This window comes from Edwardsiella hoshinae NBRC 105699 = ATCC 33379, assembly GCF_000474215.1.
GTDB classification, from domain to species: domain Bacteria; phylum Pseudomonadota; class Gammaproteobacteria; order Enterobacterales; family Enterobacteriaceae; genus Edwardsiella; species Edwardsiella hoshinae.
Window position 1 is genome coordinate 1 of sequence record NZ_BAUC01000015.1, and the last position, 24,551, is coordinate 24,551.

25 protein-coding genes and 1 pseudogene are annotated in these 24,551 nt (G+C 52.5%); 13 read left to right on the forward strand and 13 right to left on the reverse strand.

The features are described from left to right. Positions 1-209, reverse strand: a 209-nt coding sequence (locus EHO01S_RS19195; RefSeq protein ID WP_217994560.1) for a hypothetical protein, incomplete at its 3' end; no start/stop codon positions are given. Positions 210-1,071: 862 nt separating this feature from the next. On the opposite strand from EHO01S_RS19195, the gene EHO01S_RS18835 reads away from it, so the two are divergent. Beyond that, positions 1,072-1,221: a hypothetical protein gene (locus tag EHO01S_RS18835; protein WP_155964354.1), complete on the forward strand. Its 150-nt coding sequence runs from the start codon at positions 1,072-1,074 to the stop codon at positions 1,219-1,221. Between the two features lie 547 nt (positions 1,222-1,768). On the opposite strand, the gene EHO01S_RS17940 is transcribed toward EHO01S_RS18835, so the two are convergent. Then, positions 1,769-2,005 (reverse strand): hypothetical protein, encoded by a 237-nt coding sequence (locus tag EHO01S_RS17940; RefSeq protein WP_024523133.1) that lies wholly within the window; start codon positions 2,003-2,005, stop codon positions 1,769-1,771. A gap of 1,054 nt (positions 2,006-3,059) precedes the next feature. Between EHO01S_RS17940 and EHO01S_RS06165 the strand changes: the two genes are divergently transcribed. Continuing rightward, positions 3,060-3,392: an HdeA/HdeB family chaperone gene (locus EHO01S_RS06165; protein ID WP_024523134.1), complete on the forward strand. Its 333-nt coding sequence runs from the start codon at positions 3,060-3,062 to the stop codon at positions 3,390-3,392. Positions 3,393-3,496: 104 nt separating this feature from the next. Here the strand turns inward: EHO01S_RS06165 and gss are convergent, their stop codons facing one another. Beyond that, positions 3,497-5,374 carry a bifunctional glutathionylspermidine amidase/synthase gene (gss, locus tag EHO01S_RS06170; RefSeq protein WP_024523135.1) on the reverse strand — a complete coding sequence of 626 codons (1,878 nt, stop codon included), beginning with the start codon at positions 5,372-5,374 and terminating at the stop codon, positions 3,497-3,499. A gap of 462 nt (positions 5,375-5,836) precedes the next feature. Here gss and pagP point away from each other — a divergent pair, with 462 nt between their 5' ends. The 5 genes from pagP (at position 5,837) to EHO01S_RS06195 (ending at position 11,144) form a co-directional block, all read left to right on the forward strand. Further along, positions 5,837-6,385 (forward strand): lipid IV(A) palmitoyltransferase PagP, encoded by a 549-nt coding sequence (gene pagP, locus EHO01S_RS06175; RefSeq protein WP_115314473.1) that lies wholly within the window; start codon positions 5,837-5,839, stop codon positions 6,383-6,385. A gap of 131 nt (positions 6,386-6,516) precedes the next feature. After that, positions 6,517-7,758: a PP2C family protein-serine/threonine phosphatase gene (locus EHO01S_RS17480; RefSeq protein WP_051355201.1), complete on the forward strand. Its 1,242-nt coding sequence runs from the start codon at positions 6,517-6,519 to the stop codon at positions 7,756-7,758. A gap of 23 nt (positions 7,759-7,781) precedes the next feature. Next, positions 7,782-8,120 carry an STAS domain-containing protein gene (locus tag EHO01S_RS06185; RefSeq protein WP_024523137.1) on the forward strand — a complete coding sequence of 113 codons (339 nt, stop codon included), beginning with the start codon at positions 7,782-7,784 and terminating at the stop codon, positions 8,118-8,120. 11 nt (positions 8,121-8,131) lie between these two features. Beyond that, positions 8,132-8,563, forward strand: a complete 432-nt coding sequence (locus EHO01S_RS06190) for an ATP-binding protein (RefSeq protein ID WP_024523138.1) — start codon at positions 8,132-8,134, stop codon at positions 8,561-8,563. Between the two features lie 136 nt (positions 8,564-8,699). Continuing rightward, positions 8,700-11,144: a glycogen/starch/alpha-glucan phosphorylase gene (locus tag EHO01S_RS06195; RefSeq protein WP_024523139.1), complete on the forward strand. Its 2,445-nt coding sequence runs from the start codon at positions 8,700-8,702 to the stop codon at positions 11,142-11,144. A gap of 55 nt (positions 11,145-11,199) precedes the next feature. Here the strand turns inward: EHO01S_RS06195 and EHO01S_RS06200 are convergent, their stop codons facing one another. After that, on the reverse strand, positions 11,200-13,080 hold the full coding sequence (locus EHO01S_RS06200) for a potassium transporter Kup (RefSeq protein ID WP_024523140.1): 1,881 nt from the start codon (positions 13,078-13,080) through the stop codon (positions 11,200-11,202). Between the two features lie 319 nt (positions 13,081-13,399). Between EHO01S_RS06200 and EHO01S_RS06205 the strand changes: the two genes are divergently transcribed. Beyond that, entirely contained in the window at positions 13,400-14,611 is a 1,212-nt protein-coding gene (locus EHO01S_RS06205) for a phosphoadenosine phosphosulfate reductase (RefSeq protein WP_024523141.1), read from the forward strand. Position 14,612: 1 nt separating this feature from the next. Continuing rightward, complete coding sequence (locus EHO01S_RS06210) at positions 14,613-15,248, forward strand: IbrB-like domain-containing protein (protein ID WP_024523142.1); 636 nt, start codon at positions 14,613-14,615, stop codon at positions 15,246-15,248. Positions 15,249-15,264: 16 nt separating this feature from the next. Here the strand turns inward: EHO01S_RS06210 and EHO01S_RS06215 are convergent, their stop codons facing one another. Together EHO01S_RS06215 and EHO01S_RS06220 are read right to left on the reverse strand one after the other, a co-directional pair. Next, positions 15,265-15,726, reverse strand: a complete 462-nt coding sequence (locus EHO01S_RS06215) for a DUF302 domain-containing protein (RefSeq protein ID WP_232238237.1) — start codon at positions 15,724-15,726, stop codon at positions 15,265-15,267. Positions 15,727-15,967: 241 nt separating this feature from the next. Further along, on the reverse strand, positions 15,968-16,417 hold the full coding sequence (locus EHO01S_RS06220) for a hypothetical protein (protein WP_024523144.1): 450 nt from the start codon (positions 16,415-16,417) through the stop codon (positions 15,968-15,970). A 479-nt stretch (positions 16,418-16,896) separates the two neighbouring features. Here EHO01S_RS06220 and EHO01S_RS06225 point away from each other — a divergent pair, with 479 nt between their 5' ends. The 3 genes and pseudogenes from EHO01S_RS06225 to EHO01S_RS19275 form a co-directional block, all read left to right on the forward strand. After that, entirely contained in the window at positions 16,897-17,469 is a 573-nt protein-coding gene (locus EHO01S_RS06225) for an Ail/Lom family outer membrane beta-barrel protein (RefSeq protein WP_035370279.1), read from the forward strand. Positions 17,470-17,496: 27 nt separating this feature from the next. Continuing rightward, positions 17,497-17,628, forward strand: coding sequence for a hypothetical protein (locus EHO01S_RS19270; RefSeq protein ID WP_255209544.1), 132 nt, complete (start codon positions 17,497-17,499; stop codon positions 17,626-17,628). A 54-nt stretch (positions 17,629-17,682) separates the two neighbouring features. Then, positions 17,683-17,891, forward strand: a pseudogene (locus tag EHO01S_RS19275) (IS3 family transposase); the annotation flags it as partial. Between the two features lie 52 nt (positions 17,892-17,943). On the opposite strand, the gene EHO01S_RS06230 reads toward EHO01S_RS19275, so the two are convergent. From EHO01S_RS06230 to EHO01S_RS18205, 4 genes are read right to left on the reverse strand one after another with little or no spacing between them, the layout of a single operon-like run. Beyond that, positions 17,944-18,834 carry a DMT family transporter gene (locus tag EHO01S_RS06230; protein WP_024523146.1) on the reverse strand — a complete coding sequence of 297 codons (891 nt, stop codon included), beginning with the start codon at positions 18,832-18,834 and terminating at the stop codon, positions 17,944-17,946. Between the two features lie 4 nt (positions 18,835-18,838). After that, the gene (locus EHO01S_RS06235; protein WP_024523147.1) at positions 18,839-19,519 is read right to left on the reverse strand and encodes a 2OG-Fe(II) oxygenase family protein; all 681 of its coding nucleotides are present in this window, start codon (positions 19,517-19,519) and stop codon (positions 18,839-18,841) included. Continuing rightward, positions 19,516-20,637, reverse strand: a complete 1,122-nt coding sequence (locus EHO01S_RS06240) for a ThiF family adenylyltransferase (protein ID WP_024523148.1) — start codon at positions 20,635-20,637, stop codon at positions 19,516-19,518. Before EHO01S_RS06240 ends, EHO01S_RS06235 begins: the two co-directional genes overlap by 4 nt. A gap of 55 nt (positions 20,638-20,692) precedes the next feature. Next, positions 20,693-20,785 carry a pantocin A family RiPP gene (locus tag EHO01S_RS18205; protein ID WP_071991000.1) on the reverse strand — a complete coding sequence of 31 codons (93 nt, stop codon included), beginning with the start codon at positions 20,783-20,785 and terminating at the stop codon, positions 20,693-20,695. A 433-nt stretch (positions 20,786-21,218) separates the two neighbouring features. Here EHO01S_RS18205 and EHO01S_RS06245 point away from each other — a divergent pair, with 433 nt between their 5' ends. Continuing rightward, positions 21,219-21,482, forward strand: a complete 264-nt coding sequence (locus EHO01S_RS06245) for an Ail/Lom family outer membrane beta-barrel protein (RefSeq protein WP_370447917.1) — start codon at positions 21,219-21,221, stop codon at positions 21,480-21,482. 44 nt (positions 21,483-21,526) lie between these two features. Here the strand turns inward: EHO01S_RS06245 and modD are convergent, their stop codons facing one another. The 3 genes from modD to caiF all read right to left on the reverse strand — a co-directional run bounded on the left by modD (position 21,527) and on the right by caiF (position 24,236). Continuing rightward, positions 21,527-22,375 (reverse strand): ModD protein, encoded by an 849-nt coding sequence (gene modD / locus EHO01S_RS06250; RefSeq protein WP_024523150.1) that lies wholly within the window; start codon positions 22,373-22,375, stop codon positions 21,527-21,529. Then, a complete protein-coding gene (locus EHO01S_RS06255) occupies positions 22,372-23,193 on the reverse strand; it encodes a class I SAM-dependent methyltransferase (protein WP_024523151.1) in 822 nt (273 codons plus the stop codon). Before EHO01S_RS06255 ends, modD begins: the two co-directional genes overlap by 4 nt. Positions 23,194-23,777: 584 nt before the next feature. Beyond that, positions 23,778-24,236 (reverse strand): carnitine metabolism transcriptional regulator CaiF, encoded by a 459-nt coding sequence (caiF, locus tag EHO01S_RS06260; protein WP_024523152.1) that lies wholly within the window; start codon positions 24,234-24,236, stop codon positions 23,778-23,780. Positions 24,237-24,551: the final 315 nt, after the last annotated feature.

Consider the following 24,551-nt stretch of genomic DNA (forward strand, 5'->3'; position numbering starts at 1 on the left):
TGTGTCAGGGTAGCTTGGTCACCAGCGGCGATAGCGTTATTGATGGTTTGGTGTGTTTTATTTAACTCATTATGATTGACGGGTAAGAATCCTATTATGCAATGAGCATCAAGCCGTTTACATACAGATGCAGATGCGGATAGAGAGGTACCGAGTAGTAATATAGAACTGATAGCATAGGCTATGTATTTTTTTTCCATCATTGTCATGTCTATCCTAAATTAGTTTCAACTTAATACTTTCCAACAATGTGATTAACTTTAGGAACTAGCAATAAAGAGAACGATGAAGATTTATGTCACTAATTACCTGACACATAAAATAATTAATCGTATTGTCTATTTATTATTTTGACGCATTGTGGAATTGCTGAGCAATTGAATAAAATGAAGATCAAAAAAACACGCAATGGCCAGTAATTAGAAAAATAGATAATGGAATAGGAATAAATAAGTATAAAACACCGTTTCCGAGCTTTAATGATTCCTCATAAAGAATAAAATTCTTAAATTTGAGAAAGGGTAGGCTCTAATGCTATTAGGAAAATCTTAATTAAATCAATGGGAAATAAGTGTAAGTAAATGTAATTTTGGGGATTAATAAGATATTTCTTATTCTATCTTGTTGATGTGGATAGGATTTTTCTATTCGATCATTGTGTTCGGTAACTATAACTCACGGGGGGGGTTGTTATGAGGGGGAGGTAAAAAATAAAGTAAGAAATAAAATTTTGTTCAGTAGTAGGAAAATGCTCTGTAATTTATTGGGCAAAATTTTATTGTTGCCGGAGGAGGAAAGTATCCTGCTTCTGCTCGCGGAGAAGCCCGTGAATTTTGCTGAATAGCCGGGGTGCGTCTTTCGGCCCGGCAACGTCGGTTATTCCGTGGTAAAGCAAACCGTCATCATGATCACCGGGCGTTGTGAGTAATATCGCTTTGGGAAGCCGTATGTCTGCCTTATGTCGGGGCGCTTAACGCGGGGGTGACTAGCGTGCGCTATTCCGCTGGCACCGTTATGCGATTATCGTGATTCCGTTGTGGTATCTGGGGTTTTCTACAGCCAAGAGCGGTGATGTTGATAGCGCATATCCCCACCTTACCGCTGCGCTATCGCGGCAAGAGGGGGAGTGTGGGCTTAGTGCTTGAAGCTACGGACGGCTTGTGCCAACTGTACGCTCTGCGCCTCCAGCGAGGTGGCGGCTTCGCCAATGGCGGCGGATAGCTCCTCGGTACATGAGGCGAGGTCGATGCCGCCACTCGCCCTGCGTCTCTTGTTGGCGTAGGGCCTACAATGGGGGATACCGGGAGCGAGAGATCGTATAAGTTAACCTACGCACTGTGATCAGCATCTGGTGCGCTATCTCCCCCTCGATGAGCAGAACCGTGCTGCCGAGCGTTCGGCCCATCTGTTGTGGCTGTCAGTTAAGGACTTCCAGCGTCACATCGATGGTTGCGACGCCCCAAGGTTGGCCGTTTCGGCTTATCGCCATGGCGCAGTAGGTTCTGGGTTGTGAACTGCCGTATCCTGGTTGGCGTTGGCCTAGGCACATGCGCCGGGCGTGGTATTGAATCCCGCCAGATACCAACGCTGCCGCCAATATGGCTGGGTATCGGGTGAGCTCCATACGCTATTGAGTTGGAGTGCCTCCTGCGGATCTCGCGCATAGACGGTACTCAATGGCTCCTTGGCGGGATCGCGCCTCCCCGGCAATGGCTAGATCCCGTCGCCATATTGATTAATTGGCATCGCTAATGGGTTGTCGAGTTGCTCATTGGGGGAGAGATCTGACTGATTCGCTGATGGCGCGTTGTTGTGCTGGTTCCCGCGTTATCTGTGCTTTGATGATGCTTTGTGCCTCAGCGGTAAGCTTGATGTTCCTGACTTCAGTTTCGACAAGCTGCGGTGAGATGCGTCGTTTGACAATGATATTGCCGACAGCGATCAATACGATAAAAAAGATAATGAATAACAGGATAAACCTTACCTGCCTATTTTTCTGGCTCATGCTGCGTCTATCTCTTTTTTATGGGGTAAGGCTTACAATGATATTTTATGATATTCCTTTAATTCATTTTTTATGATATGAGTGGCGTGATGCTCCTTAAATAAGAAAATGCTTTTATATTATAATATTCTTATTATTACCTATCGTTGTGTAGCATGAAAACTGGTTGGGGGGATGGCTAGGTGTCTGCTGGTTACGACTATATCCTGATGATATCGCTATTATCGATAAAGCATGCCTGGCAAGAATTAACTATTTCTTGATTGATGGTTTTTGAGGAAATTAATGTCTTGGGGAGGCTACCGTATAAGCATCGCGCTATGGCGTGAGGGCGACGATGATGTTGGTCAAGGGGGGCGGTTGAGCAGGCCGAGGTCTCGCGTGCGGCTTGGCGCGCGCGGAGAGGGAGAGGGCCACACGCCAGCCCCCATTGAGCACTGTGTCACTATGCTCATCATCAATGTGCGACGAGTTTGGCGCGACGATTTATTCGGCTTGGTGTAGCTTACACGGCCCGCTCTGGTTGGGGGGCGTAGGCGAGCCCCCTGTTGGGGCTGCTAAGGTCAGCGAGGATAGCCCGGTCATTTCATACTGGCCGGTGGGAAAAGTTGGGTAATAGGGCCGGGTTATTTGATGCGAGCGACTCAGCGCGGCGCGATGTTGCACATCATATTCCCCGCAGGTACGCCAACCGTATGATCGTGACCGGGCTGAGGGTAGGGACGACACGGGCGAGCGGCGTGCTAACGGTGCGCGTTGATGTGACGCGGTCGCGCGCATTGGCGGATTTTTCGTTATGGTGTCTAACAGAGTAAGAAAAATATTTTTATACAATAAAAGGGAATTGGTATTTAAGGTTAAATAAAATAGTGATTGGTCTAATGGCTTATTTTTATTACCGGTTGGTCATGGGCAATGTATGTAAATAAAAATGTACATAGCTGCATGATGTTTTTCGCTAATTTAATTATACAAACAGGGAAAAGCTGATAATGATTAGGAGGTCAATATCAAGCGTGTCTGACGCGGATATTATTTTCATAAGGAGTTTATGATGAAAGTTAACACAACATTTCTCGGTGCTTCCGCATTGGCTTTGACGCTGGCGCTGGCCGGCAGTGCCTGTGCGCAAGAGCCGACGATGACTACCGTGACGACGCCGGAAACCATGACCTGCCATGAATTTACCCAGATGAATCCGAAGGCGATGACGCCAGTGATGGTATGGGTCGTCAATCAAGATCGCCAATACAAGGGGGGCGACTATGTTGATTGGCAGAAGATCCAGACGGTGATGGTGCCGAAAGTGATGAAGATTTGTAAGGAACAGCCAGGTAAAAAGGTCATCGAATTCCGTAATCAGGTTCAGGATCTGATCAGCGATTAAGCCATTGGTTATATTTCGCACCGATGTTACCGGCCTACCATGTGGTAGGCCGGTATTTTTTGGCCTTAACCTTCCCGCCCGTTGTCGAGCGGGGTCAGCCGTATTTAGCACAAGAACGCACTATCCTTGAGTACCACTAACGGCTCGATATCACTCTCTTTCTTGATCACCAAGGAGCGGTCGGATCGCAGGCAGGCGCCGCCGTAACTTCCACCGACGGTAAAGGTGCAAACCTGAATATGTTTATCTGCTACTTGAGGTAGACACCAGAGTTGCTGATAAATGTTTTTCTGATCGTGGAATTTACCGCTGGTCGTGTCGAGTACCTCCTCGTGGCGGCTCACCAGATCGATGTTGCTACCGCAACGTCCGCCGATCGGTTTGACGGCATAACCGCTACGGGCTAACGCCGTATTGGGGACGAAGTCGGTATTCAGCAGGTAGCGATGATTCGGGAACAGCGACCAGAGGATCGGCAGGATGGCCTTGTTACCGGGGATCACCGTCCAGAGCGGCTCGAATACCATGATTTCCGGGCGTAGCAATACGTCGATCAGACGGACCTGTTTTTCCGGCTTACCGGTACGGATCGGTACAGCGGCATATTCGGCATCACTGACCTCGCGTACCTGTTCGATGGCCGTCTCCCAGGCCCAGGTCTTCCAGACACAGGTCACCAGGCGTCCCTCATCGTCAATCAATTGGCCGGTGGCATCCCAGCGTAGGGGGGCCAGTCCCTTGACGATCTTGCTGTCGAAGCCCGCTTGGCTCAGTGCTCGCTGCATAAACAGGGCGTGGTAGCTTTCTTCCTCGTCCTCATCCTGCATGATGTGGACAAAGGGGTGCGCGTGGCTATGGCGCCAGGCGCCAGCCAACTCATTGAGCAGATCTTCACCTGGGTTGTAGCCGTTGACGCCGTCACCCCGTTCGGCCCAGTGTTGCAGGATCAGCCCGGCTTCAGTATGGCAGGAGGCAGAGTCGGCGTTGTATTCGTAGACCTTCAGCCCGCGTTCATCCATGCAGAAGTCGAGGCGCCCGGTGATCATGCAGTGGCGCCGTTGTTGCCAGGAGAGGCGCAATCGCGGCCAGAGGATCTTTGGAATATCGAATAAGGCTAATAGACTGTCGTCGCGCAGTACTTTGTCTGTCGCATGCAGGTACATCAGGTGTAGCTCGTTGGTCGCCTTGATCAACTCCTGCTCGGCGCTTTCCGAGATGGTGAAGTATTGGCTGGGATCGTGGTTGATGACGTGTCCCTGGTTGGCCTGCACATAGCTTAGCTCTACGGGATCGTCTTCGTTCAGCCAGCGACCCTCGAAGAGGGCGCGGTCGGGGCGACGAGCGGCATGGATCGCCATCGCTTGGGGCGCTAATGTCGGCTGCGCTAAGCTGTCGCGTGCGTCTTCGGTGTGGATCATCCAGCCGAGGATCTCGGTATCGTCAAAGGTGTCTTGGATGGTGTAGCGGCCATTCTCCCGTTGCAGGGTGAGCTCGCGCGTCCACTGTTGTCCCGGCGGCAGCGGCGCGTGAATGACATTCTGCTCGGCGATCCTGACCTTGTCGCCGCGCAGTTGGGTGATAACGGCGACGTGACCGGTGCCCTTGAACTCGCCGCCCTTCTGCCAGATCAGCAGGGCGCCGGCGACTGGTGGACGTGGAGAGCCGTTGGCGAATGCGTACAGTGGTAATAGATTATCGTTGACCACCTGGCGCAGAAAACGCAGGGAGAAAATTTCGTAGGCCATACCGACATCGGTGAAGACGACGCCGTAGTTAATAAACAAAAAACGGCGGGCAAATTCGACGCATTGCCATTTGTGGCCCATGTACTCATCGTCGATGTAGCTGCGCAGGGAGGCTTCATCCGGGTAAACCCGAGGATCCAGCGTGCTATAGTCGGAAGAATAAATTGCGACGCCGCCCGGTGCATAGCCAAGCAGAGTGCCGAAAGGGGCGTCATTGTGGTGTGTCTCTACGCTCATGATCCTGACCTCAATATAACGCTGCTGGAGCTGACGAGGGGTTGAAAAATAGACATAACGTTCGGTTTTTCCCCGTCAGACAGAGGTGAATTCATCATAGCACTAACTCGCCGGGCAGTAACGGCGACCGCGACCAGCGTCGTGCTCTGTGGTGTTCATGGTTTAAGACGATAAATTTCGGACGCCTCATCCCGCTGCCGCGAGGCATACTTGCCAAAAATTCCGGTGATTTTTCTTGCGGTTATTTTATCGAACGCGTACGCACGCTAGCCCCTTGTTCGCGTCGCCATCGTAATCGTTAATGCTTATTTCTTATGGACGCTCAGCCGTCCAGGCTAAATATATGCTGTCGTGTTGGCGGATATCGAAAGGACGTTAGTGAATTGTTCAGCTTAATATCGTTATGCTGACTACTCTGTAACGCATACCATAAATCACCTGCGAGAAATCACCTCCGTGAAAATGCATCACTATATTTCCGCGCTGGCGTCGCTATGCGCGTTTTTTACCTGGGGCGCATCCGCTTCAATGCCGAGCCTCGTGGAGACACTGCGTGCGAATGTGGTCCAGACATGGCAGCAGCCGCAACATCATGACTTTTATCTGCCGGCGATTACCTGGCATGCGCGTTTTGCTTATAGCCGCGAAAAGATCGAGAGCTACAACGAGCGGCCATGGGGCGCCGGTTTCGGCCAGTCGCGCTGGGACGAGAAGGGGAACTGGCATGGCTTGTATCTGATGGCGTTTAAGGACTCGTTTAACAAGTGGGAGCCGATCGGCGGCTATGGCTGGGAGGCGACCTGGCGGCCGATCGCCGACTCGGATTTCCACTGGGGGGCCGGCTATACCCTTGGCGTCACCATGCGTGATAACTGGAAATACATCCCCATTCCGGTCGTGCTGCCGATGGCCTCGCTAGGTTATGGGCCGCTGACAATGCAAATGACCTATATTCCAGGAACCTACAATAACGGTAACGTCTATTTCGCCTGGCTGCGCTTTCAGTTTTAATCCTGGCTAACCCATTGCTGGGGCGTCGCACGCAGAGAAAATCCGTGGCAAAAATTGGTGCGTTGGCGGGTTGTTATCTATCTTTGCTACAGGGAATCCGCTGAGAGCTGATAACGGGCGAGGTCGGGGGGATGGGCGTGGTGGCAGAGAACTCCTTGTTGGCCGACACGGTATTGATCGTGGATGATTCGCCGGGCTATCGTCGCCTACTTGCGACGATCTTGGCGCGTTGGCAATACCGAGTGATCGAGGCGGAAGATGGCGAGCAGGCTTTGGCCTGTCTGGCACGTCACCAGGTGCACATCGTGATCAGTGATTGGGAGATGCCGCTGATGGATGGCGCCACCTTGTGCCGTGCGATTCGAGCCCAAGATTATGGTCACTATGTCTACCTGATCCTGCTGACCATCCGCCAGTCGAGTGAGGATCTGGTGGCGGGGATGGAGGCTGGGGCCGATGATTTCTTGACCAAGCCGCTCAACCAGGGGCAGTTGCGTAGTCGATTACATGCCGCGCAGCGCATCATTCAACTGGAGAGTACCCTGGCGGCACGCAACGCCACCCTGGCGCATGCCTACCAACGGATTGAATCCGATCTCCAAGCCGCCGCCGCCATGCAACGTAGCCTGTTGCCCAGCCATGACCAGACCATCAACGGTTACCATGCCGACTGGTTGTTCCTGCCATCGACCTATGTGTCTGGCGACCTGTTGAATTACTTCATGTTGGATGCCCATCATCTGGGGTTTTATTGCGTGGACGTGGCCGGTCACGGCGTCAGTGCCGCCATGTTGGCGCAGTCGGTCGCTCGTGAGTTTACCAGTGCGTTGCTGACCCACAGCCTGCTATTTCGTTCACCGGATACCAGCCCGGCAGCGCCGCAGGCGGTCGTAAGCGAGCTGAATCGCCGTTTTTGTCTGGAGCCGCAGGATGACGGCATCGTACGCTACTTCACCTTGATCTATGGGGTGCTGGATACCCGTGATGGGCGGCTTCGCCTGTGTCAGGCCGGCCATCCGACCCCGTTGTGGTTTCAGGCGGATGGGGGGCTGCGCCGTGTCGGTGATGGCGGCCTACCGATCGGCCTATTCGACTGGGCGACCTATGAGGATCACGCTCTGCTCCTCGCGCCGGGTGATCGCCTCTGCCTGTACAGTGACGGCATCAGCGAATGTTATAGCCCGCAGGGCGAACAATTCGGCGAGGCTCGCCTGTGCCAGGTGTTGCAGGCACCGCGGCCGACGTCGGTGCCTGCAACATTGGCGCGGTTGGCTGAGGCGCTGGCACAGTGGCATAGCCCGGCAGCGGTGACGCCGCGTCAGCCGTTTGCCGATGATATTTCGTTGTTGATGATTACCCGTTGCGCCGATTAAGGCGAGGAGTGGGAGGAGGGAGTATGAATATTGCCGTGGAAGAGTGGGAAGGTGTGACTGTCGTCTCTCCCTTAATTCGCCGTTTAGATGCCTCGGTGGCGGGGATCTTTCGCCAGGAGGTGGTGACGCTGATTGAGCAGGGGCATCACCAGTTATTGCTCGATTTCAGTCAGGTGGATTTTATCGATAGTAGCTGCCTGGGAGCGTTAGTCTCACTGTTAAAACTGCTGAATAATCGCGGAGATCTGCGTCTGTGCGGCCTGAATGACAACATTCTCGGCATGTTTCGTATCACGCGCATGGATCGGGTCTTTCATATCGGCGCCGATCGGCAGCAGGCGTTGGCGCGCCAGTTCGGCTAAGGTTTGGCACGATGAAACTGCGTAGCTACTCTTTTCCGCTGGCGACTAACCTAGAGAGCCTGGCTCTGTTAGGGGCGGCGTTACAGGAGTTCTTTCAGGGGGCGCCGTCGGATGCGCTGTTTCAGCTCGAATTGGCTGCTAACGAGGCCTTTAGCAACATCGTGCGTCACGGTCGCTGCGCAGCGCATCCGGTGCGGGTAACCCTAGCGCGTAAGCCGCGCTATCTGGAGGTGGTGTTGTGCGATCGCGGTCGGCCGATCCCTCCGATGGCGTTACAACCAGCGACGCTCGATCCGCAACGCGACGATCCACAAAGTTGGCCGGAGCATGGTATGGGGATGTTGCTGATCCGCCAGATGACCGATGAGTATCACTATCGTCCCGGCGGGATGGGTAATGAACAGCGTTTGATCAAGTACGTGCTGCCGCACCGGCAGCCGTGAATCGGACGGCCGAAGCCAGGAGTGGCGAGGCGAAGACCTTGATGTCGCTTCGTCTTGGCGCGGTCTAAGCGGTCGCGGGACGGCATCAGGCCGCCGGGCCAAGGGCGGATCTCGCCGTAATCACCGGGGGCGGCTTATGTCCTATTCTGAAGTAGTCGAAAGCAGTGAAAGCCTGATGCGGCATCAGGTGGTTGATGCATTACGCCATCGTTTGGGCGTCGAGGCGGCAGCGGCCAACACGCGCGATTGGTTCAACGCCTTGGCGCTGGTGGTGCGCGATCGTCTGTATGACGCCTATTGCCAGACCTACCAACGTCACTGCCAGCACCAGCGGAAACGGGTCTACTACTTGTCGATGGAGTTTCTGATCGGCCAGTCATTGCGTTTTAATCTGCAAAACCTCGGTCTGTACGCGACGGCGCAGGCGGCTTTGGCCGCCGAGGGACAGGATTTGGCGGCGTTGTTCGACAGTGAACCGGATGCGGCGCTGGGCAACGGGGGGTTGGGGCGGCTGGCCGCCTGCTTTATGGATTCATTGGCCACCTTGGACGTCGCGGCCAGCGGCCATGGCATCAAGTACGAGTATGGCCTATTCCGCCAGTTGATCATCAACGATCAACAGGTCGAGAAGCCGGATGAGTGGCACGCCACGGTCTCGCCTTGGATGGTGCAGCATCAAACCCAGAGCCTGTTGATCCCGATCTATGGCCGCATCGAGCACGGCTTTGACGCCCAGGGGCACTACAACCCGATGTGGTTAGAGTGGAAGGTGTTGCTGGGCATCCCTAATGATTACTATGTCAGTGGCGGTGAGGGTAAGGGCGTCAACCGTCTGCGTCTGTATCACGCCGCCGCCTCCGACTCCTTCGATATCGCCATCTTTAATCAGGGGGATTACCTGCAAGCCGTCGGTGAGAAGATCAGTAGCGAGAATATCTCGAAGATCCTCTACCCCTCCGATGAGATCCTCAGCGGCAAGGAGTTGCGCCTCACGCAGGAATATTTCCTGGTGGCCTGCACTGTGCGCGATTTGCTGCATGACTTTTTCGCCGAGCATGACGACATTCATCAGCTATCTAGCTGGGCGGCGGTGCATATCAATGATACCCATCCAGCGTTGATCGTGGTTGAGCTGATGCGTGTGCTGGTCGACGAGTATCGCCTCGGTTGGGATGAGGCTTGGTCGTTGACCTGCGACACCTGCTCTTTTACCAACCATACCCTGATGGCGGAAGCCTTGGAGTGTTGGTCGCTACCGTTGGTGGAGCGCCTGTTACCGCGCCATTTGCAACTGATCTATGAGATTAACCACCGCTTTTTGACGGCGGTCAGCCGCGGCTACCCCGATGAGGTGGCATGCTTGCTGCCGCACCTGTCGTTGATCGATGAGCGTGGAGAGAAGCGTCTGCGCATGGTCAATCTGGCGACGTTGGGCAGCCACCGAGTGAACGGGGTTTCCGCGATTCACTCGACGTTGGTACGCGACCTGCTGCTGCCGCAGTTTAGTCGTCTGGCGCCGGAGAAGTTTGTCAACCAGACCAATGGCATCTCGCATCGACGCTGGTTGCAACTGGCCAATCCGCGTCTGGCGGCGCTTTTCAGCGAGCTGATCGGACCGGGTTGGCTGGATGAGCCGCGCCGCTTGGCGGCGTTGTCGGCCTATTGCGCGGACGATCAGGTCGTGGATCGTATTCGCCGTATTAAGAGTGATAACAAGCTGGCGCTGAGCAACGCTATCTACCGTCGTTACCGTTTGGCACTCGATCCGCTAGCGATGTTTGACGTGCACGCCAAGCGCTTCCATGAATATAAGCGTCAGTTGCTCAATGTGTTGCACATTATTTATCAATACCAGCGAATCCAGGAGGGGGCCGAGCTGGCGACACCGAAGATCTACTTCTTCGCCGGTAAGGCGGCGCCGCGCTATACCTTGGCCAAGTTAATCTTGCAACTGGTCAACTGCGTGGCTCGCCGCATCAGTCAGTTGCCGCGGGTTAACGGGGTGATCCGGGTGATCTTCCTGGAGGATTACAGCGTCTCGCTGGCTGAGCGGTTGATCCCGGCCAGTGATCTGTCGGAACAGATCTCGATGGCCGGTACCGAAGCCTCTGGCACCAGTAATATGAAGTTCGCTATGAATGGCGCGTTGCTGATTGGGACGCTGGATGGCGCCAACATTGAGATCCGTGAGGCCGTGGGGGCGCAGAATTTCTACCTGTTCGGCCATGATACGTCACAGATCGCCCAACTGAAGGCGCAGGGGTATCGACCCTATGAGGTGTTACGGCAGCAGCCCGCGTTACAGGCGGCGATCGATACGCTGATTTCCGGCGAATTGTGCGCCGATCGGACACGTTTTCGCCCTCTGTACGAGATGTTGACCGCCACGGATTACTATATGCATCTGGTCGACTTCGAGGACTATCGACGCGCTCAGCAGCAGGCTCAGCATGATTTCAGCCAGCATCGGGAATGGTATCGTCGTACCTTGCAGGGAATGAGTCAGATGGGCGGCTTTTCGAGTGATTACACCATCAAGGGCTATTGCCGCGAGATTTGGCATACCGAGTATCAACGCTGAGGAGGTCAGCTGCCGATGAACCAGGGCGTCGATGGGCGCCCTGGTGGCGGTGGGCTTACATTGAGACGATGCGGTTCAATTCGACCACTTGATCGCTGGGCAGGTAGTAGTAATCGGTCACATGGGCACTATTGCGCATCATGACGCGGAATATCTTACGTTGCCAGTTAGGGAAGGCGCGGTTGCGCTCTTTGAGCATCAGCGATTCGTGGCCGATGTAGTAGGTCATGGCCTGGTTATCAATCGCGCACGGCTCGAAGTCCGACATGCTCAACAGTTGCGGAATGTTGGGGTGCTCCATAAAGCCGTAGTGGGCGGTAGCGCGCCACAAGTTCTTGGTGACCGGAGTCAGCGTCACCCGTTCACGTGCGGCGATATAGGGGACGTTGTCGACCTGGATGGTCAGCAGCAGTACGTTGCGGTGCAGCGAGCCGTTACGCTGCACATGCAAGCGCATCACCGATGGCACTCCGGCCGCCGAGCGAGTCAAGAACACGGCGGTGCCGGGAACCCGCGGGATATTCTGTGCAGCAAGGGTGTTGAGGAAGGTCGGCAACGGAATCATGTGCTCCTGAGTCTTGCGGCGGATGAGCGCGCTCCCTTGGTGCCAGGTCAACATGAGGGTGAAGATGGCCAGCGCCAGCAGCAAGGGAATATAGCCGCCATCCAGTAGCTTGGTCAGATTGGCGCAGAGGAAAAGCAGATCCACACACAGGAAGAAGCCGGCGGCGCACAGGCTACGCAGTAGCGACCAATGCCAGATTTCCCGCATGGCGATGAACAGCAGCGACGAGGTCAGGGTCATGGTCAGTGATACGGCGATGCCGTAGGCGGAGGCCAGGTTCTCCGAGGTCTTGAAGAAGATGGCCAATAACAGGGTAACGATCATCAGCATCAGGTTGATGCTGCCGATGTAGATCTGGCCGTAACTCTCTTCGGTAGTCTGCTTGATTTGCAGGCGTGGCAGCCAGCCCAGTTGGATGGCCTGGCGCGTCATGGAAAACGCGCCGCTGATGATCGCTTGGCTGGCAATGATGGTCGCCAGGGTTGCCAGGATCACCAAGGGCAGAACCAGCGGCGAAGGGCAGAGTAGATAAAAGATATTCTGGCTGAGATCGGCCCCTGATAGCACCAGTGCCGCCTGGCCTGCGTAGTTTAGCAGTAGGCTGGGGAAGACGATGCCAAACCAGGCACACCAAATAGGCCGGCGCCCGAAGTGGCCCATGTCGGCGTACAGCGCCTCTGCCCCGGTGACACATAGGAAGACGCCGCCGAGTACGACGAAACTTAACATACCGTTGCTCAGCATAAAATGAACCGCATAGTAGGGGTTCAGTGCCAGCAAGACGGCGGGATAACGGCAGATACCCCAGATGCCTAGCACGGCGATGGTCAGAAACCATAGGGTCATGATGGGGGCGAACAAGCGGCTGATCTTAGCGGTGCCCAAATGTTGCAAGGCGAACAGTACCACCAGGATCACCACGGTCGCCGGCAGAATATAAGGGCTAAGTTCCGGCATCACTAAGTTCAACCCTTCCAGCGCAGAGAGTACCGAGATGGCCGGGGTGATAGCCCCGTCGCCATAGATCAGCGCTGCACCGAGCAGGGCCGCGGTAACGATGGCCGGGCGTGAGTGCTTGTGACGCACCAATAATGACATTAACGCCAGGATCCCCCCCTCTCCATGGTTATCGATACGCATCACGCAGAGCGCATATTTAAGGGAGGTGATGATCACCAACGTCCAGAACAGCAATGAGAGAAGCCCCAAGACCAACGTGGGAGAGTGGGGGTTACCGGCTAAGGTGAGAACCGTTTTCAGGGTATACAGTGGACTGGTGCCAATGTCGCCGAAGACGATGCCCAGTGCGCCAAAGACCAGGATAGGCAGACGCTTGTCATTCGATGCGCCTGCATCCATACGCTCGGACATTATCGATCTCCTTATAATTACTTGATTTACATAGTATAGCATAGGGACTTTCGGCGATGTGTCTGCAATTGCTAGCCAGTGTTATTCGTCTCGTTAGTAATGTAAGGAATGAATAATGAGAGCAGCGTGGAAAATTATTTATTTAAGTTTATATATTTCTGCTATTTATGTTATTGCGCGCAGCGGCAATAAATTGTGATCCAGACGTGGCTTTATTGAGAAAAGACTGGCGTAGGATGGCAGTGGGTTTTAAAAGTATCGACTATATTAATTGTGTTATTTATTTTAATAATTTGTGTGACTCACAATATATAAAAACATGAATAAAATCCCATTGCCAGAGAATGTGTTCGTCGCGGCTTATGCACGGATGCTTTGGATATTTAATACCTTTCCTCGCGTCTGCCTCTCTTTTTCCGGCGGGAAAGACTCCACCGTGTTGTTGCATATCGCCGCCGAGGTAGCCCGGCAGAAAAAGCGCCGTTTCTTCGTGCTATTTGTCGACTGGGAGGTGCAATTTAACTATACCATCCAACATGTGGCGCAGATGCGTGAACGTTACCGCGATGTGGTCGAACGTTTTTTCTGGGTGGCGTTGCCATTGACGACGGCCAGCGGCGTCTCGCAGCACGAGACGGAGTGGATCTGTTGGCAACCGGGCGTTGAATGGGTGCGCCAGCCGCCCTCCGACGCCATTACCGATCCAGCCTATTTTCCCTTCTACCATGCGGGGATCACCTTCGAGAGTTTCGTGGTCAACTTCTCCCTCTGGCTGTCGCAGCGTAAGAGCATGGTGACGCTGGTGGGCATCCGCGCCGACGAGTCGCTGAACCGGTTCATGGCGGTCGCCTCACAGAGTAAGTTGCGTTACGCCGAAGATAAACCCTGGACTACCGCCTCGCCCGACGGTTTTTATTATACCGCCTATCCGTTGTATGACTGGAAAGTCAGCGATATCTGGCGTTTTAATGCGCAGCAGCGCCTACCCTATAATCCCCTGTATGATCTGATGTATCGCGCCGGGGTTCCGTTGCGCCAGATGCGTATCTGTGAGCCGTTCGGCCCGGAGCAGCGCAAGGGGCTCTGGTTGTACCATGTGCTAGAGCCAGAGACGTGGAGCCGTGCCTGCGAACGGGTAGCCGGTGCCAACAGCGGTGCCATTTATGCTAACCAGAGTGGCGAATTTTACGCGCTCAACCGCCAGATCAGCAAACCCGCACATCATAGCTGGAAGAGTTATGCGCACTATCTGTTGGCTAGCATGCCGCAGAAGACGGCGGAGCATTACCGCAATAAGATCGCCATCTACTTGCGTTGGTATCAGGCGCACGGTTATCCGCAGGATATTCCCGATAGCCAGGAGAAGGATCTGGGGGCGAAAGATATCCCCTCCTGGCGTCGTATCTGCAAGACAATGATTAAAAATGATTTTTGGTGTCGGTCACTCTCCTTTAGCCCCAATCGACCGCAATCCTATGAGCGTTATGTCAAGCGGATTCAGGCAAAACGCCATCAATGGGAGATTATCTGAGATGAGCGTGGAAGAGTTGGAGCAGGCATTAGATGCCCTGCTTGAGGCCCAGCCGGATCTGGCGCAGCGTATCGCGTTGCTCAATCGTCTACGGTTACGGCTACATGGTCACAGTCCTTTCGCCGCCGAGCCGGTAGATTGCGTGTTGTGGGTGGCGGCCGAGCACGTCGAGGCCAATGACTATAATCCCAACGTGATGGCACCGGTGGAAAAGCGCCTGTTGCAACGCTCGTTGACCTCGGATGGGTTTACTCAACCTATCGTGGTGGTACAACAGGAGGGGCCGACGAGTTACGTGGTGGTGGATGGGTTCCACCGTTACCTACTCGGCAGCAAGAAAGCCGCGTTGCGCCAGCGTCTGCATGGCTACCTGCCAGTAACGCCGCTGCCGGCGGAACGCGCTGACGAGGCGGCACGCATCGCCGCTACGATTCGTCACAATCGTGCTCGGGGTAAGCATCAGATAGCCTCGATGTCGGATATTGTACGCGATCTGCATCGTTTGGGATGGAGCGAGGAGCGTATCGGTGAGGAGCTGGGCATGGATGCCGACGAGGTATTACGCCTCAAACAGATCAGCGGGTTGAGTGAGTTGTTCAGCGAGGGCGACTACAGCCAGGCTTGGACGGTATTGTAGACGCCCCAGGGCCGGTTTAATTCGCCTTGGGCTGCAAGGCGGCTTGAACCACCGCAGGCATTTTGGCCATCTGGGCCAGTTCGTCGGGGGTTAGGCCATGGCGTGCATAGCTGCGGCTATCGGGGTAGCTGACGCGGACGCGCCCATCCTCCTGGCGGGCGATCAGCACCCGGTAAGGCAGATCCAATGCCAGGGAGGGATGCGCTAACATCAGTGGTGTGCCGCCCTTCGGATTGCCGAACACCAACACCGTGGTCGGTGGCATGGTTAATCCGTTTTGTTGGGCGGCGGCGGCGTGATCCAGTTCGGCAAAGAGCGTGAGCTGGCGGGTCTGGATGTTGCTCAACAGGCGTTGGCGGGTTTGGGCAAAGTCATAGGGACTGATTTGGCTCAGGGTCATTTCCTCTCCTTGCGGCGCGGCGCGCGCGATAAACGGCAGGCATAGCGCCAGGAGTAATAGGGTGCGTGCGATCATCATAACCTCCTCAGGCTACAGAAACAGGAGCGCTAGCATAAAACGCCGCGACGAGCTCGCTGTTGCGGCGGCGTCTCATTTTCTTGTCGTGGCGTCTTGCTTTCCCGCTGTCCGTCATGCGTGGGGGCTGGCGGCACGGGTGCATGCCGCGCCATGCTCATCGTTGCCCGTTGCTGGATGTGCGATAACCGATGGCGACCAGCGACGCGAGTATCGTCAGGCAGACACGCATCGGCGCGTGAGCTTAGAAGCCGAACGCGCTGAACATCTCATCATGGCCCATACCGCTGTCGTGCGAGCGGTTCATGGACTCCATCTGTTTGATCAACCCTAAGCTGGCGCCGATAGGACCGCCGACGCTGAAACCGACGCTGCTGGAGCGGGTCTTGCTGGTGCTACTGCTGTGGGTCTGGCTGCGGGTGTTGCAATTACTCTGGCGCGTACGGGTGACGCCGTTCGCGCTGAACTGGCTATCTTCACTCTGGGTGCAGTTACCCTGCGATTGGCTGTGGCTGTCGCCCGAGGTACGGCTGCGGCTATCCGTGTGCCATTCGCTGTAGTGTCCTGCCGGTGCGATGACCTCGATCGGCGTACCATAGGCGGCATAGGGATGCATGCTCATGTCGCTACAAGCGCCGAGCAGTAATGCAGCGCCGATGATAAAGATATACTTACCCAGAGTCGTATTTTTCATTGTGTCTACCTATTTCTCGTTAGTTATTGGTTTAGCCCTGTCCGAGCAGGGCGGTTATTATTCATTCTTCAATCTGGAGATCAAGTGATTTTAAATAAAATGGTATTATTCTTAAGATAGATTTTGATGATAAAGATTCATTTGCAATACAAATAAAACTGAGCCGAACAGTTCTTTCGGTAAAATCGATGTGAGCACTAAGTCTATTCCTAATTCACGCCGAGGGCGTGTTAAATGTGCCGTGCGGTTTAACTTCGGTATATTTTCCTAGCGCTATGTTAATGCGGTTACGGCGATGGAGAGCGCAACAACGTGCGACTTGCTGGCAACGAACTGGCGGGATCCCGCTGCGTTCTCGCTAGCGTTCCTTCACCTCCTGTAATGATTAACACACTGTATTGATATGGATTTTTAAGTGGGCGTCGTCTGCCTCTTATCGTGCCATGTTCACCGCTTGTCCTTGTTTAGGAATAATCATAATGAAAACACGCTTGTGCACATTATCTCTGTTGATCGCCATGGGTGTCGCAGCCCCGGCTATGGCCGATACGCAGACCGTCTCCTTGGGCTATGCCCAGGCGAAGGTCGCGGATTTTAAAAATATTACGGGGGTCAACCTGAAGTACCGTTACGAGTGGGACTCCCCTTTGAGTCTGTTGACTTCGTTCACCTATATGAGTGGCAGTAAGTCATTCGAGGATAACGATCCCATGGATTATTCCCGCGTAAATACCAACCTGAAATATTACGCGTTGGCGGCCGGTCCCGCTTGGCGTCTCAGCGATAGCATTAGCGTTTATGGCCTACTAGGCGTGAATATCAATAAGGCAACAGTATCGAGTTCCTGGCGAGATGTCTCGTTCGGCGGTTATAGCGAGGGCCAGCTACAGGATTCGCGTAGCAAGGGAGGGGTGATGTACGGCGCCGGCGTGCAGATCAATCCGCTGGCTAATTGGAGCGTGGATATCGGCTATGAAGGCTCTCGTGCCGATCTGGGCGGCAGTAAGCACAGTATCAACGGCTTCAACCTGGGTATCGGTTACCGTTTCTGATAGGAACGACGGCGGGCAGTAGACACCATGTTGTCCAGATTGATGCCGTCGGCCAGCGACAGGCGGCAGCGCAGCCGCCTGGGCTTCTTGCGGTGTATCCGCCTCAACGATGATCGTCTTCTCCAGCGCCTGGCGGTGCAGACAGGCTATCATCCCTAAAAGCAATGGTAAACAGTGTCCATTGGGGATCCACGCTTTATGGCTCGGCTATAGAAAAGCATCAACGGGCTGTACAAAGCGGAGGTGATACACAGCCAGAGCTGGAAAAATTGCTCAGAGGTCGAAGTAGCGATGCTGACTGGGTGGACTGGTACAACAACCGTAGACGATTGGAACGGCTCAGCCTTATGCTGTCTGTAAGCAGAGTAAAACCGCCTAAATTACAGTGGGTAAGGGAAATTACATCCTTAACCTATCCATGAACCAACGCCAATAACAAGCTAATCATTGAGGTTCGCCTTGTGAACTACCTTGCTATTGTTTTTTTATGAAATAAGGTTTTATAACATTCACTAATAATGCACTAATCAATATCAAAACGAAGCCATAGATCTGTTTGGTTGTAGGCACTTCATTCATTAACGAAGCGGCAATAATAACAGTGATTATTGGTGATAATAAAGTTGCATAACTTGCAAACTCCGCACTCTCATTCTGTATTAAATAAAACCAGATGTAATATACCAACGCACTACCAATACCGCCCAGATAAAAAATACATAACAAGATTTTAATATCACTAAATGCAGTAACTATGGGGTGTAGCAATGACCCACGCTGAAAAAAAGGATAAGATAGCATCACTAATACAGTCGAAATTAAAATCTGCCAAAACAACCTTGCTTTAAAGGGAATGGCAGTAACGACCTTCTGCGAGATAACAGCACCAATAGCCCAAAACATAGCACTACAAAGTATAATTATTTCGCCTAAACCTACATGAACCTCTTTCAGTATTAAAAATATGCCTGATAAACACAAAAGAAGGGATAAGGAAGACAATAGGTTTACCCTCCTTGCCAGCCCCATCAGTATTAACGAAGTAAAGCAAGGCATTGTATAAACAAGTATTGTTGCATTGGTAACAGAAGTGAAGTGTAGAGCAATGCTGTTCAGCATGGGAACAATAAAAACATTTGGAACAGCTATTATAGCAAGCTTCAGAAATTCATCCAAGTTAAATTTTCCCAAGTTCTCCATGATGTTTTTGTTAAAAAGAATAAAGATGATGAAGCAGGAAACTAAAGATCCCGCCACTCTGAATGTGTATGGTCCTATTACATCAATGGCAATTTTTGATACAGGAAAGGACGTTCCCCATATTAACGCCATTAAGAAAGTAAGCCATAAAGAATTTTTAGACATCTACTTAATCCTTTCCATATCTTGCTATCACTGACATTCTCCTGTTTTTTTGATTAGCAGTCACCATTGAGACAAAATGTGGAACTTGTACCTCAGAGGTATCAAAGAGGAATAATTCCCCTAAAGCTGGAGTTAGTGTCTTAATAACCTTGTCCTTTTCCTGACTAAGAATATGTGTGAGACCACCAAAGTTTGGTTCCCAGTTCTGAGTGATGTTCAGTGCAATACCAACATTGTTCCCCGAATCAGAGTGAGTATTGAGGAAATGACTTTTATCGAAGCGATTAATGTAAAAAACATCAATGCCTCCGATCCCCCGACCAGTCAAGCTCGCAATCAAGTCTTTGAAGTTTTCAGAGTTGCAAAAATCAAAGGCCATTGCCGCTGCTTCACAAGGTGCAACATTATCTTTAGTTTCATTTGACAGTCTTCTAAAGAAAAAGCTGAATCTATTCTCACAGTAATCTTCAAAGCATTTTTTATAGCATTGATTAATTTCCCTAGCTGTAGTCGTGAATGATAAGTCTTTCTGTTCTATTGAATTCTTGTATATATATGTCCAACTGTTTTCGGATGAAGATTGCGATGACTTCATTATATCTGTGATTTTTGAACTAAAAAGACATTCAATGTTTTTGGTCAAATAACCTTTATCGCTGAAATCTTTTGTGTCATTATTATTCATTTACAAATCACCTCCTCACGCACGTTGAAATTCTGTAGTGAGAGAATGAATTTTTTTCCGATAAGATGTGGTTTATCATAACCAGTAATGATCTTTATCACTTGGTCTGTGACGATACCAGCCATAATTGATAATGAGGGGGCGCTTTGCCAAGCATTCACTTTCCGCTCACCGTCAATGAATGAGTGTTTGAGACGAGCTTCCTGAAACTTTCTAATGTCGTAATCGCTATCATAATATTTATTTTTTACGAGATCTTTGATATCTTCGAAATTACTTTGGATACCATCATTGAGGTAGATTGGACCAACAGAAATCTCCAAGGGATCACCACCAAGTTCGATAACCGGAATCGCTTTTTCTTTGGCTATATTATGAATAATCTCTTCAGCGGTGTCCTTACGGTAGTAACCGAGCGCTGCCCATGCAAGAATAATAAAAGTACTGTCGCCAATGAGTTCTTCTAATCTGCCTTTATCTGAAGATGCAAACTCGCAGAATGTCTCAACATTGACATTCTCATTGTATGCCATGAGCGTTTCTCTGGCCGCATCCACCTTGTTCTTACCTACATCATCTGTACGATACAGAACCTGCCTATTAATATTTGATAATTCTACATCATCGCCATCAATGAGTCTTAATGCTCCAACGCCTGCCATCGTTAGTTGTAGAGCGCACCATGTCCCCCACCCACCCATTCCGAAGATGGCAATCTTACTTTGCTTTAGCCGCTCTTGATAGACGAAGGAATGTTGGTTATCGGCATCAATCAATGAAAACTGGAGGATCTGCCTGTTATACCTTTCAATTTCTTGACCAGATAGCGAGTTTGAAAAGAAGGCGTTGTCCTGAAGAAGTTTCCTTTCAGCTAAACTTGCAACAAACGCATCAAGACACTCGCTTTTTAGCTGAACTCCTTCATTGATTAACTCTTTAAAAATCCGAGGGACAGTCCTTTTACCATCCATTTTTTCAAGTGCCGATCTTACCCATGCAGGAGGATTATTAATTATCTGGGAGACTCCCGGAATTTCTCCAATACAGATATCACCATCATCAGCCAAAATGATGTGATGTGACTCTTTAATCATGGGCTTAATATTTGAAAGAGACATTTTTCTCTCCAAAAAAGTAAGGCCGCATACTGAATGCGGCCTATGCCATAAATTATCAGTTAAGAACGATAACCTGACCTTTGGTATACATGGCATTTTCTTCAGTGATTGCAGAAATGCGCTGAGACAGAGTAGAGAGCTTAATCATAGTAATACCCTCTCGTTGGGATTGTTAAGATTAAAATATTTGATGTTGCATTTTGGTTTCAATGCCACAAGAGTAAATAACATAAATAACGCAACCGTCAATAACCTGGGAGTAAAAAATATGTATGTTATGAAATTAAAAATATGACCAGAATTTAAAATCATTTGTCTACTTATCTTCTAGATTTAAGTTTCAGTAACACAATAAATTTACAGTGTGAAATTTTAAACGAAAAGTGCATAAACAAGAATTAATCATCATGATGATGTGCTCATCTGGGCGTTGGTGCATGGATAGGTTAAAGGTGCTATTTGGGTAAGCGCACCGCCCTCGATGTCTGGATAAACTGACTCATTCTGGTAACGATAATGGGCACTGGACATGAATGATCGGACATGGGTAAACGAAGCGTTGTAGCTGCGCTTAGATAAAAATCAGCGTTTATGGCCTGTTGGGGATTAACGTAAATAAGACGACGGTGTTCGCCTCGTGGCGCGAGGTCTCGCTCGGCAGCGCTCAAGAGGGCAGCCTCCAGGATTCGCGTAGCAAGGGTGGGGTGATGTACGGCGCCGGCGTGCAGATCAATCCGCTGGCCAATTGGAGCGTGGATATCGGCTATGAAGGCTCTCGTGCCGATCTGGGCGGCAGTAAGCACAGTATCAACGGCTTCAACCTGGGTATCGGTTACCGTTTCTAAGCGACCGTGATGGCGGGCGGTCTTGGCCGCTCGCCATGGACCGCTCAGGCCTCGGGGATTAGCCGGACTTTAATATCGGCCGGCGCGGCGTGATAAGGTGCCGAAGTGACTAATAAGTCAATGCCGCATTGCGCCATGCTCTCGACGGTAGCCAGGTTGATCCCGCCGGCCAGTGAGAGGCGGCATCCCGGCGCCACGTCGTCGGCCACCTGGCGGATCGCCCGCGCCTGTTCAGGGGAGAACTTATCCAGTTGCAGAATATCAGGCTGGGCATACAGCGCCGCGCGCGCTTCTTCGGGGGTATCGGCTTCGACGATGATACATTTCTCGGGGGCCTGATGGCGTAGGCGTGACACCATGCCTTGCCAATCGTCAGGATCGGGCCAGAAGCGGCGATGGTTAGCGAAGAGCAGCACAGTTTCGCCACAGCCAGCGCGATGCAGAATGGCGCCGCCATCCAGCACCGCTTGCATCACGGCCAGGCGAGTACCCGGCACCGACTTGCGGGTACAGGCGATCTGACCGTCGGGTTGATAACGTCGCAGTAGGGCGACCATGCGCGCGGTGTAATCGCTCACGCCGCAGCTCCACTCCAACAGATTTTGACATGCTTTCCACCCCTGATGCAGGGCGCCGGCGGTGCCTTGCGCGTGAAGCAGAAGGTCGCCCGGCTCGACGGTGTCGCCGTCGTTGACGGCGGGCGTGACCGCCAGGCCGAGGCGGGCGAGTAGGCGACAAGCCAGCGTGATGGCGCTGACGCAGCCTCCCTGACGGTGATAAAAGCGTATCTCGCCGCGCTGCTTGCCAATACCCAGCGCGCGGGTGGTGATATCGCCTCCTTGAATATCTTCCTGTAGCCAAGTATCCAGTTGGCTATCACTGATAAAGATCATGCACTCTCCTCGGCAAGGGGTTGGGGCCGCCAGCTGATCAACGCCCAGTCGCGGAGTGCGCCGGCCGGGGTGCGTCCGTGTAGGCGGCAGTGACGGTAATAGGCCTCCAGAGCCTGGCGCTCCTCGGCGCTGACCTCACCGAGCGCCACACTCAGGGCGTCGGCAAATTGGGCGGCTGATTCGGCGCGCTGTTGACAGGCGGGAACCCGGATAAAGTTGACCTCGGCATAGATCCCCATCTGGTAGAGGATGTTGACGGCGTAGAGGTAATTAGGCAGTTCCCGCACTGGACGGCCGATGGCGCGTAAGATCTCGCCATCGACGAAGCTGCTGCTGACCGGGTGGGTGGTATAGACGCCTAAGCGGGCATGTCGATTGAGTTTGGCCAGCGCCGGGCGTAGATCATCCACTAACGTCGAGCGTGAAGCGACCGCGATATCACAACGGGGAATGTCGTCCCAGGGCTCTTCCCAGGCGCGGCGTAACAAGATGGCGTTGTCGATTCCTTGCTGGGCGGCGCGTTGAGCCGCTACCGCCAGCATGCCTGGGCTATAATCCAACCCATAAACTTGGCGTAGGCGTGGAGCCAAGGCCAGACAGACGCTGCCGGGGCCGCAGCCGACGTCCAAAAGCGTCTGCGCCTGACGCAGATCGATTGCTGCCGTTAGCTGCTGTAAATAGGGATCGTTCGCGGCGGCACAGGTGACCGACATGGCCTGGGCGCGGCGATCCCAATGCTCTGGCGATTTCGGTGTACGCTGCGCCAGCGTCAACTGCTGGCGGTAGAGTGCGGCGAAGTCAATGTCATCGATTAGCATTTCCCTTCTCCTTGCGGGCGTCGCCGCGTAGTCCGTACTCGGCGAACGCAGCGGCGCACGTTATATATTTTCTTATATATTGAGAAGATGTTTCTACGGCGTCAAGCGCTATGCATGCAAATAGCGTAGAGCGAATAGTTTTGGGAAAAAAGCGGCAAAGATAAAGCCAGTGAGATCATGTGATTTTTATCCTGGAGAAAGGGATAGCGTTGTGCGTGGTTGTTAGCGCGATGCTTGGCGTGCTGGGGCGGCTGACTGAGCGGGAGAAAAGGACGGTCTCATCCCGCATTGGCGAACGCTGAGGTACCAGTTTTTCGCGGTTAAATGCCGGACGACAGGAGAAGAAAAAGCGGATAATTATAAATAAAATAAATATACCGTGCGACCGCCGAGATATTGTATAACTGTAGCGACAGGACTGAGTTACGGCACCCTCGGCGGCGTTTCTGGGTATTATTCCGCTGCATCCGGTCGCCGCTTTATCCTGCCGGATGATTACCTGTCCGTACCCGTTCGCAGCGCTACCTTCTGGGCGTCGGCGGCGGTGTAGCGAGTACGGATGGGTAAACTCATTCTGCTCGCGCTTATTTACGCTGGGCTTTGGAAAGCATCCATTGCCATTTCTGCTCACGGTTGAGCTCATCGGGAGGGACGCGGATCGCCATGCGCGCTACGGCCTCTGCGTCGGCCTGAGCCTGGGCTTCCTGACTTACCGGCGTCTCGTTGGCGTTGCGGCTCTCCTCATTTTCCGCTTCCATATTGATGGCATTACGAATCCGGGTGGCGATCAACTCATCGATATGCGTGACTTGAATCAGTCGTTGGCACTGGCAGCCACGGCCCTCTAGCTGATTGGGAACGGTCTTGGTCTGACAGGTGATCTCTTCCACACCGGAAAGAATATAGGAGACGGTGTTGATGGCCTTACAGGTAGAAAGGTCGAACTGTTGGGCGATTTCGCGGGCGCTAACCCACCGTTGCTGTTGCATCACCCAACGGGCAACCGACAGATATAAAGGTTCCTGAGTATACTCTCTACACATATTTTCACCCATTTAACCAGAATGGTTAATCCATTTAACAATATTCTGTGGCCTAAGGTTGAATATGATTAGCCGTCCTTATCAATATTGTCGTGGGCGGCTTAGCCTCGGCCAGGGATATTTTGAATATACCTAAGGTGCCCTACTATTAACAATGAAATTTTTGCGGTTTTTCAGGAAAGTGTCGTCTGTGACGCATTGTTAATTCAATGTTTTCTACAGGTGTAATTTACGTAATTTATATTATTAGCCTTTTTCCAAGGCGCGTTGCCGTTAGCCGAGTAATCTTGAGGGGCAATATTATTGTTGAGCCTA